This window comes from Nostoc sp. (genome assembly GCF_036917195.1).
Lineage (GTDB): Bacteria > Cyanobacteriota > Cyanobacteriia > Cyanobacteriales > Nostocaceae > Nostoc.
Window position 1 is genome coordinate 1 of the sequence record NZ_JBALDG010000108.1, and the last position, 10,300, is coordinate 10,300.

Genomic DNA, 10,300 nt, shown 5'->3' on the forward strand with positions numbered 1-10,300 from the left:
GGTGCTTTGGTGAAGAAACTACACTTGCCTTATGTCAATGGTCATGGTTACCACAATGGTCCATATATGGGCTTTGAAGGTGCTGTGAACATGGCACGTGATATGTACAATGCCATTTACTCGCCTTTGATGAAATTGGCTCAAGTTGATATCCGTGGTGAGCAAACAACAACTGTTATCCCTGAAGAAAATAGGAAATTTATCGAGAGCAAAGTACAACAATCGAAATCTTTTGATATTACATTAGCTGAACCTATTGCAAAACTTGAAAGTTCAAAGGTTGAAACTCAGCCATTGTTACTAGATGCTAATCAACTATTATCTCAAGAAAGTGAAGTACAACAATCGAAATCTTTTGATATTACATTAGCTGAAACTTTTACAGAACTTAAAAGTTCAAAGGTTGAAACTCAATCATTGCTACTAGATGCTAATCAACCAATACCTTGGGAGAGTGAAGTACAACAATCGAAATCTTTTGATATTACATCAACTGAACCTTTTGCAGAACTTGAAAGTTCAAAAATTGAAGCTCGACCATTGCTATTAGATGCTAATCAACCATTAACTGAATGGCAGCAAGTTGGTAATAAATTTTCTGCATTATTGGAGCAATTTCCTAATTACTTAGGTAGATTTTCCACCGAATACCAATTGCCGATTATTTGTTTTGCTACAATTGTTATAGTAACTATTGCAGTTAAGATAGTTGTAGCTGTATTAGATGTGGTAGATGAAATCCCGCAGGTAAATCGAGCTTTTGAGTTGACTGGAATTGGTTACTTAACTTGGTTTTTTTTCCGATATCTACTTAAGGCTTCTACTCGGCAGGAATTAGCTGCACAAATTAGTTTTATCCAAAAAGAAATTGTTGAGGGACAAGATTCGTAAGCTGTTATGTCTCCATATTTGCTTTCTTTCATAGTCAAAGAAGGCATAGGGCAAACGTATTCATACTACCTAAAAACTTTTGCAACAAACTTACTTATGGAAGTTGACTTTGGTGTATGTAACTGCTGTCAATAGGAGCAAAACACCGTCTTGGCTTTCCCAGTTGATTATTTGACAGACTGTCTGAATACAGTATTGGTTTATCTGGATAGAAAATTGTTGATCTTGGCATAGGTACAGGAACAGGTGCATCTCACCTTTGCAAATATACCTGACGATTATAAATCGTGGCTAGACAAACTTTTGTTTGCCTACACGGACTCCAGGAATTTGAAACCTACGACTGCGCTAACGCCAGTCCCCCTACTCTAGACGGGAAGCCGCTTTGCGTCTACGTGACAAAGACCGCTAAGACGGGGCCGATCTCACCTGTTCCCTATTACCTTTCACGTTAATCTCATCACTACACTACCCGCATGGGCTGGTAAACCTTCGGCGTGAGCAAGGGTAATTGCTGCTTTTCCTATGGCTTGTAATGCTTGTTGGTCGCATTGCAAATAGGTAATTCGTTTCATAAAATCATACACACTCAGACCGGAAGCAAAGCGGGCTGAACGCGAGGTTGGTAAAATATGGTTAGGACCGCCAACATAATCGCCGATCGCTTCTGGAGTATACTGTCCTAAAAATATGCTCCCCGCACACCGAATCTCTTTAGCCAAAAGTTGCGCTTCATCTACGCATAATTCCACGTGTTCTGGTGCTAATTGATTTAAAAGAGGAATACTTTCCGTTAGGTCATTGACGATGATTACCGCACCATGTTGTTCCCAACTTTGAGTCGCTACTGTTTGGGTAGGTAAGGTTTGGAGAATCTGCTCAACAGCTGCGATCGCATCTTGGGCAAAACTTTCCGAATCAGTGATTAAAATAGATTGGGCGCTGGGGTCATGTTCTGCTTGTGACAGCAAATCCCAAGCAATCCACTCTGGATTATTTTTATTATCTGCCACTACCAAAATTTCCGAAGGACCGGCGATGCTATCAATCCCTACTTTTCCAAATACCTGGCGCTTGGCTTCCGCCACATAAGCATTACCAGGTCCAACAATTTTATTCACAGGAATTAAAGTTTCTGTACCGTAGGCGAGGGCGGCCACTGCTTGCGCTCCACCAATACTATATATCTCGGTAACACCTGCTACCTGAGCAGCTGCCAAGACGGCGGGGTTGATTTCTCCGCCAGGCATGGGTACGGTCATCACTATTCGCTCTACTCCGGCAATTTTCGCAGGTAAAGCATTCATTAATAATGAACTTGGATAGCTGGCTCGTCCTCCGGGTACGTAGATACCTACAGTTTCCAAAGCTAGCCAATTTAAGCCAAGTTTTACTCCAACTTCATCCGTATAGGCGATATCTTGGGGTAGTTGTTGACGATGAAAAGCAGTAATTCGCTTTGCCACCAATTCTAACGCCTGTTGTACTTCTTGGGGACACTGAGCAGCTTGTTTAGCAATGTAACTTTCACTCAGACGAAAAGAATCAGGACTGTAGTGATCAAAACGAGTTGTATATTCCTTGACTGCTACATCACCACGGGCTTTCACATCAGCAATAATATCTTTAACTGTACCACTGACATCAACCGTTGCTTCTGTGCGATCATTTACAAGTGCATTGAATTGAGTAGAAAAATCTTGATCGGTTGTTTTTAATAGCTGCATGATAGTTGGATAAGTTGACATTCATTTTTTAGTTTAACTTTGTGATGGTGAAAATTTATTAATCACCTGCCAGCATACACTGCGATCGCATGAGGAATAAGTCGATTAGTAGTAATTTTAGTTCTCAGGGCTGCGGGTGAAATGGATTTGTAGACATGGGCTTCAGGAATTTATTTGTCTCGGTGGTGGAAGATGTAAATGCCATCTAGAAACAGCAATTCTGCTTGAATGACTGGAGATTTCCGGAGAGGGTCTGCCAAAATTGCTCATAAAATCTTGCCGGATAGAATTGGTCTGGATGTAAAAGTATTAATTCTGATGTAATTATTGCTTGCATTGATGCAATATTTCCTAAACAGGACTTACGCAACTGTCACAAGCAATGGCGCGGTATAGCCGCGCCAAGCGCTAAACAACTAGACAATAAACATGGGAACAGCCGGACGTTTGAGTTGCTGAACTAAATAATTTGATAACAATCCATGCTGAATTTGATAAATTGTTTGACCTGTTTGATAAGTTAAATCTTTGAGTCTGAGCCAAACTAAAATAGCACAGGCAATATGATTTCTTTGAATACACCCCTTGCGGCATTGACAAGATTCAATACCCGTCAATTGTTTTAATTCTCTATGAAACTCCTCAATATGCCATCGAACTTTACACACTTTTTGTACAACGTCCGTAGAATTTTGAGATAAATCGTTTGTAGCGATAAAATCCGTTCTGTCGGTAGAGACAGTCACATAGATTGATATATAGCAATCATAAATTATATGTGAAAACTTCTTTTTTTCCTTGGCGCTCTTCTTTAACGAGACGCTGCGCGTTGGCGGAGCCTCTCGTGATAAGGCGACTTGGCGGTTCATTCATTTTCATAACTCATTTATGATTACTATAGATGCTTACAAGAATTGGCAAACTTTTGTTGCATCTGTAGAAAAAATCCTTCGATAATTTGGTAAAAATTATGTAATTAATTTTGTTTAGCTAATTATTTGACCAGAAATCGGTGGTACTACTCCAAACAAACTATCCTACATTTATGCTTCAGGTTCATTATTAAGAATGGGAAGGGGATCGCAAAAGCACCACAATCGTAGTTACTCCTGAAGTTTTGTCATACGCGTAATCTCATCAATATAAAAAAACTTTTTACTTAAAGCTTTGATAAAGTCAACGTTTAATTACGTAGTTGAATTGATTTTTTCCAACCAAGTTGGTATAGTAAGTTCAATCGAAAACAAAAATGCGTATAAAAACGTATGCCATGAATACTCTTGAATAATTCATAAAGTTTAAACGCTCAGAGCAAGGACTGTTTAAGCATTAGTTAAGATGCTCCACATTAATTGACACGCATATATGTTCTTGTTAGCTGTTGAGTATTAACTATAGTCCAAGTTGAATATGGTTTGACAGTACTCAAAGATGTAAATCCTGGAGGTTCACAACTAGCTGATTATATCCTTTCACCAACTGGGCAACAAATACTGGCAAAGTATGGATTTAGTAGTCTTAAGTCTGTTCCCGAATCTCAAGGAGTTAGTGGAATTTTACTTGCTATAAGTGTAGCTTTTGCTTTGCAGAGAAAGTTGGCTGCTAAACAGCAAAAAGTTCAAGTGAGCAATGAACACTATAGTTAGAAAATTGAAGAATCTGGTTAATTTTGAAACAAACTGTTAGTAAATTTAAGGAGATAACAAATTATGAATAAACTAACTATCTTTCCTTTATTTTCTCAAGCAATGGCTAAGATTGGTACAACTTTAACAGCAGGACTTATATTTAGTCTGTTGCTTTCTAACCCCATCTATGCTGTTACCTTTGGTACTAATTTGATAGTAAATGGTGATGCAGAACAAGGGCAAGGAGATCCGGTTGGTAATGCTGTTGGGGCTGATATACCTACTATCCCTGGCTGGACTTTAACAGGTAGTTTCAGTGTATTAAAGTATGGGGCAACAGGTTTTAGCTTTACCAACCCATTAGGTAATGTAGTGAATGTTACTGTTCCTAGTATTGATATTCCTGGCCCAAGCGATCGTGGACTCAATTTATTTTTTGGTGGTGCTGATCGAGCCTCTTCCAGTGCTTCGCAATTAATCGATATATCTGATTTAGCCTCAACTATTGATGCAGGTCAAGGTAGGTTTGACTTAAGCGGCTGGTTGGGAGGATATAGCACAGATGAAGATAGCGCATCATTAAACATTACTTTTCTTGATCAAGCTAACCAGTCTTTAGGCACAGCTAATATTACTTCGCCGACTGTCACGCAAAGAAATAACACTACAGGCTTATTTTTACGGTCAACTGATGGTTCTGTACCTGTGGGTACACGTCAAATCAATGTACAACTGAACGCTAATTATGCAAGAGGGCGAGTAAATGACGCCTACGCAGATAATCTTTCTTTAGTAGTTACTAAAGTCCCAGAACCATCAATTTCAGGTTTATTTTTAGTTGGTACATCTTGTCTGATGGTATGGAAATTGCGGAAAAACAACCAAATATTCCAATAGATTGCATCAAATTTTGAATTCTTAAATACTTGACTCGTAACAGTTGGAGAAGTTCAACTGTTGCACTATAAACTTTATTAAAGAGCATAAAAAAGAGAAAATAGTCAATTATTGACTCTTGACTAACAATATTTTTATATTCTTCTTAGGAGCAATTATGCGTATATGTCTAGTATGATATTAAATGAAGATACTTCTCGCGTCCGTACTGGTCATGCTTCGCAAAAGAAGGAATTCTCAAATTAGGCAACAGCCTCTATTCGTAACCGTTCAATATCCCTGATGGGCGGCGCACCAAACATGCGGGCATATTCGCGACTGAACTGTGAAGTGCTCTCATATCCAACCTGATAGGCAGTCTGAGTCGCATCGACATCCTTGGCAAGCATCATTTGACGCGCTCTCAAGAGTCTCAAATGTTTTTGATATTGTAGCGGACTCATTGAGGTGACTGCCTTGAAGTGGCGGTGGAACGATGAAGCAGACATATTTACCTGCTCTGCCAAATCTTCAACCCGCAGTGGCTTTGCAAAATCAGCTTTGAGCCGTTTGATTACCTCAGCAATGCGCTGCATGTTGCTCCCAGAGGTGGCAATCTGACGAACTGCTTCGCCTTGTTCCCCCATGAGCAGACGGCAATAGATTTCGCGGATGATCATCGGTGCCAGGAACGGGATGTCCTGTGGTGTCTCTAAAAGCTTTGTCAACCGGATGGCGCAATCAATCAACGGTGGATCGGCATCGCTAATAAACCAGCCTCTGACTGATTCTTTCTTAGTTATATCTAAGTTCGTTTGAGCAATGATCTCACAGAGGTGGGCAGAGTCTAACTTCAGCTTAAATCCTAGATAGGGCTGACTGGGGGTTGCCTTTACCACACATCCACTCAGCGGCATATCCACCGACACAACCAGATACTGAGCGACACCGTAGCGATAAGCTTCCTCCTTCAGCAACACTTCTTTTTCGCCCTGCACCACAATGCCAAGCAGCGGTTCGCTGACCCCATGTATTGCGGCTGTAGGATCGCATTCTCGCGTGAAGACTAAGGGATTGATTGCGGTTACATGGTCACCGTTTCCCTTGCAGCCAGTATGCCGATTGACTAATACCGCTAGTTCTTCACATTTGTTGATCCCTGCCTTATGGCTCAGTGTCTCACTCGTCATGCTAGATTCTTGACTGATTTAATCCTTCTGCTGCGCTGATTATAAGAAATTTTTTTCCTAACTAACGCATGGTTTGAGAGGATTAGGCAATCATCTGCGAGGTTTGTGTATTCATGCAAAAGCTGATTGAGCCTACTATGAAAGCATCCCGTAAGATAAGACTGAAAATTGAAAGTTAAATTAGGAGAACTTTAAATGAAAACACGTCAACTTGGCAGAGAACTGGTAGTTTCAGAACTAGGTCTAGGCTGCATGGGCATGTCTGAGTTCTATGCAGGGCGCGATGAGCAAGAATCGATTGCAACAATTCACCGCGCTTTAGAACTCGGTGTGACGTTGCTGGATACGGCTGATGTGTACGGTCCGTTCACAAATGAACAATTGGTGGGTAGAGCAATCCGCGATCATCGAGATCGGGTTGTGCTAGCCACAAAATTCGGTAATGTCCGTAGCACCGATGGTCAGTTTGTGGGCGTGAGCGGCAAACCAGAATATGTGCATCAAGCGTGTGATGCTTCATTGCAACGCTTGGGAGTTGATGTAATTGACCTTTACTATCAGCATCGGGTTGATCCATCAGTGCCGATCGAAGAGACCATCGGGGCAATGGCAGAACTGGTGCAGCAGGGCAAAGTCCGCTATCTTGGGATGTCTGAAGCGGCTCCTGCCACGATTCGACGGGCACATGCAGTTCACCCGATTACTGCCCTACAAACGGAATACTCCTTGTGGAGCCGTGACCCAGAAGATGAGATTTTGCCGACAGTGCGCGAGTTAGGCATTGGCTACGTGGCTTACAGCCCGCTCGGTCGTGGATTTCTCTCAGGGCAGTTCACCAGCCCAGACGATTTCGCCCAAGATGACTATCGCAGAAATTCACCGCGATTTCAGGGCGAGAATTTTTACAAGAATCTGCAACTGGTAGAACAAGTCAAAGCGATCGCTTCAGAAAAAAGCGTGACACCTGGTCAACTTGCCTTAGCGTGGCTACTGGTTCAGGGCAATGACATTGTGCCGATTCCGGGCACGAAGCGGCGGAACTACCTCGAAGAAAACATTGCCGCAACTGACATTACGCTGACTCTTGAAGAGTTGAACCAAATTGAAGCGGTTGCTCCCAAAGGAATTGCCGCTGGGTCTCGCTATGCTGAACAGCAAATGAAAGCGCTCAATCATTAATTAAATCGAGTCAAAGTTGAGTTAATCGTTTGTTCTTTGGGACTTTCAATTAAACAGGACTTATGCAAAAAGTCTTTGAAACTCTTATTCCTTTGTGTCCCTTGCGTCCTTTGCGGTTCGTTTTATTATGATTTTGCGTAAGTCCTGGCGATGATCACTCTATAATCAGGCGATCGCAATACTCCAAAGGCTGAGAAGACAGATAATATCTATATTGTAGGACTAAGCATTGACAGAAATCTGGCTACATGCGTTCGAGTTCACCTTCTGTTTTAGGTGTTCTAGTATGAAGTCGCGAGCCACTTGAAGAGATAAATTTCTTTGGAGTTCATACCAGTTTTCAATTAACTCTTTGGCTCGCATTAATTGTAACTGTGTAAATGCGCGGATAGCACTAAAAATATAGAATTCTTTTGGTTAATTAAATACCAGAGACCGAGTAAAATAATTGAAACTATTTTTGTCGTATTTTAAAATACGACAAAAATAGTTTGAGAGTATAGCTGAACAGAGGTAGGGTAGTAAATAAGAAGTAGAACCCTCACACTTGAAAACAGTGAGTATGTTTTTTTTACTTCCAGCGTGGCGTTTAGGTGATATAGCAATCGCCAAGAGAGTTAGGACATATAATGCAAATAGTCTGCGTTCAAAAGGTAATTGAATTGCGTTATGGCAAAAGCCTACAGTTAGAATCTGCGTGAGAAAGTCATCCAAGCGCTCAAGCTAGATGGGATGAAAAAAAGCGAAACTGCGTCGGTATTTCAACTCAGTCGCAACACCATTGATTTATGGCTGAAGCGTCAAGCCGAAACTGGAGACTACAAAGCGAAGCAAAATAGGGGAATTGGCAATAGGCATAAAATAATTGACTGGGCAAAATTTCGTGAATTTGTGAAGAGGCATGGTAATAAAACCCAAGCTGAGATGGCATTATTGTGGGAAAATGACATTAGCGATGCCTTCTCTACGAGACGCTTTGCGAACGGCGAGCTACGCTAACGCACAATATCACGAGCCTTGCAAAAAATTGGTTTCACGCGAAAAAAAAGACTTACGAACCTATCCCACTAATAAAATCCGTTGAATCCATATATGGATAGTTGCAAGGTCAATGAAGGAATCAAAATATACTGTTTGACGTTCCCATCGGACGACTAAACGACGATATTTACGTTGATACCAGGCAAAACAACGTTCCTGCTGAAACCTGGGAACAGAAATTTTGATTGGTCTACCTCTGTTTTTCTTCGTTTTCCAAACTCGCGCCTGGAATTTGAGGTCTAATTCCACGATGAGCGTAAAGCAACGCGTTTATACGAGTGAATCGTAACCTTTATCAGTCGCTAATACCTTCACTCTCTTACGCGGTCTACCAGGCTTTAAAGTTTTAAGTTTGACTAAATCTTGCAGTGGTAATACCTGCTCTCTTTCATTTCCGTTAACTGGAGTTGTACAGTTAGCTAAAGGCATTCCATTTGCCTCCGTAAGTGTATGAATTAACACTCATTTTCCCTTACCCCCATAAGCAACCTCTTCACCTCCTCCCGATCCTGCGGGAAAAAGAGCCATCAACAGCCCCAAAGTCCCAATTTATCAAGCCTTTCTCATCAGCGTTCGCAAGAACACGTGCCTGTATATATTCAAACGTTCCATCCTCCCGCCATTGCTTTAACCATCTGTGGGAAGCGCTTTTTGAAGCCCATATATCTCCCTTTGGGATGTCACACCATCGACATCCAGTAATCAAAATGTATAAAAGACTATTTAGCAGATAGCGGTACGGTGCATGAGGCATTCCCTTACCACATTTTTCTGGTTCTGGAGGAAATATATCTTCAAACAATTTCCATTCCAGATCGCTTAACCCCTCGAAACGTCCTGCAATCGCTTGATACACCCTTCTCAATTCAGAAATAGGCTATCATCTTTGGGGATTAGTGGGATAGGTTCACGGCTACTAACAGCGGGATGAAGCCAAAAGGCAAACATTTGTAGAACACTTAGTAACGGTTGTACCGACGCAACTGGTGTATGTGGATGAGGCGGGCATGAATAGTCGGGATGATTACGCCTATGGTTGGAATGAACTCTTAAGAGCATAAAAGCTCTCAAGAGTGGGCGAAGACAAGGACGAGTCAACATGATTGCTGCGCTATGTAACCGAAAGCTACTTGCGCCTTTCACAATTGAAGGAGCCTACAATAGAATTGTTTTTGAGACTTGGTTAGAGAAATGTTTAGTGCCGAAACTTGTACCTGGACAAATAGTGATTTTAGACAATGCTACTTTCCATAAAGGTAGGCGCATTCAGGATTTGGTAGAACAGGCCGGCTGTCAGCTGATATATTTACCACCCTATTCTCCTGACTTAAACAAAATTGAAAACTGTTGGTCTTGGCTTAAGAACCGTATCCGCAAACAACTTGACAAGTTTGATTGTCTACGAGATGCAATCGAGTTTGTCTTGAACCTAGTGTCCTAATCACCTTGGCGATTGCTATATCTTGATCCCAGCCATCTGCGATCGCAGAATCTTGTCGTCTCACCGGATCAAGTATGTTTTATGCTATGACTACACTTTGGCGCTTTTACCCTTTGTCTGGTAAGCAATGACAAGGCATTTTACCTCTAGTAAGTGCTTTGGGTCAAATCACAACAAAATCAAAAGACTGCTCATAAGGAAAACCACAGTAAGGATAGAAGCTAAATTTCAGTTATATTTAATAGACTTGTCGCTAAATAAGAATAAAAAATTATGAAATGCTATTGTGGATTTCACTCTGGCAATTTATGCAGCCATCAAGTAGAA

The 10,300-nt window shown here is 41.3% G+C and carries 8 protein-coding genes and 2 pseudogenes; 6 read left to right on the forward strand and 4 right to left on the reverse strand.

What is annotated here, in order from left to right:
• Positions 1-891, forward strand: an 891-nt coding sequence (locus V7K40_RS33635; RefSeq protein WP_334967195.1) for a CAAD domain-containing protein, incomplete at its 5' end; no start/stop codon positions are given.
• Positions 892-1,337: 446 nt separating this feature from the next.
• Here the strand turns inward: V7K40_RS33635 and hisD are convergent.
• Together hisD and V7K40_RS33645 are read right to left on the reverse strand one after the other, a co-directional pair.
• Positions 1,338-2,618, reverse strand: a complete 1,281-nt coding sequence (gene hisD / locus V7K40_RS33640) for a histidinol dehydrogenase (RefSeq protein ID WP_334967202.1) — start codon at positions 2,616-2,618, stop codon at positions 1,338-1,340.
• Positions 2,619-3,034: 416 nt separating this feature from the next.
• On the reverse strand, positions 3,035-3,487 hold the full coding sequence (locus tag V7K40_RS33645; protein WP_334967196.1) for a hypothetical protein: 453 nt from the start codon (positions 3,485-3,487) through the stop codon (positions 3,035-3,037).
• Positions 3,488-4,033: 546 nt separating this feature from the next.
• Between V7K40_RS33645 and V7K40_RS33650 the strand changes: the two genes are divergently transcribed.
• Positions 4,034-4,264, forward strand: a complete 231-nt coding sequence (locus V7K40_RS33650) for a hypothetical protein (protein WP_334967197.1) — start codon at positions 4,034-4,036, stop codon at positions 4,262-4,264.
• A 63-nt stretch (positions 4,265-4,327) separates the two neighbouring features.
• A complete protein-coding gene (locus tag V7K40_RS33655; protein ID WP_334967198.1) occupies positions 4,328-5,143 on the forward strand; it encodes a PEP-CTERM sorting domain-containing protein in 816 nt (271 codons plus the stop codon).
• 242 nt (positions 5,144-5,385) lie between these two features.
• On the opposite strand, the gene V7K40_RS33660 is transcribed toward V7K40_RS33655, so the two are convergent.
• Complete coding sequence (locus V7K40_RS33660) at positions 5,386-6,312, reverse strand: AraC family transcriptional regulator (protein WP_334967199.1); 927 nt, start codon at positions 6,310-6,312, stop codon at positions 5,386-5,388.
• 195 nt (positions 6,313-6,507) lie between these two features.
• Here V7K40_RS33660 and V7K40_RS33665 point away from each other — a divergent pair, with 195 nt between their 5' ends.
• Both V7K40_RS33665 and V7K40_RS33670 read left to right on the forward strand, forming a co-directional pair.
• Positions 6,508-7,491 (forward strand): aldo/keto reductase, encoded by a 984-nt coding sequence (locus V7K40_RS33665; RefSeq protein WP_334967200.1) that lies wholly within the window; start codon positions 6,508-6,510, stop codon positions 7,489-7,491.
• A gap of 693 nt (positions 7,492-8,184) precedes the next feature.
• Positions 8,185-8,448: pseudogene (locus tag V7K40_RS33670) on the forward strand (IS630 family transposase); the annotation flags it as partial.
• 354 nt (positions 8,449-8,802) lie between these two features.
• On the opposite strand, the gene V7K40_RS33675 reads toward V7K40_RS33670, so the two are convergent.
• Complete coding sequence (locus tag V7K40_RS33675) at positions 8,803-8,961, reverse strand: hypothetical protein (protein WP_334967201.1); 159 nt, start codon at positions 8,959-8,961, stop codon at positions 8,803-8,805.
• A 479-nt stretch (positions 8,962-9,440) separates the two neighbouring features.
• On the opposite strand from V7K40_RS33675, the pseudogene V7K40_RS33680 reads away from it, so the two are divergent.
• Positions 9,441-9,973: pseudogene (locus V7K40_RS33680) on the forward strand (IS630 family transposase); the annotation flags it as partial.
• Between the last annotated feature and the right edge of the window lie 327 nt (positions 9,974-10,300).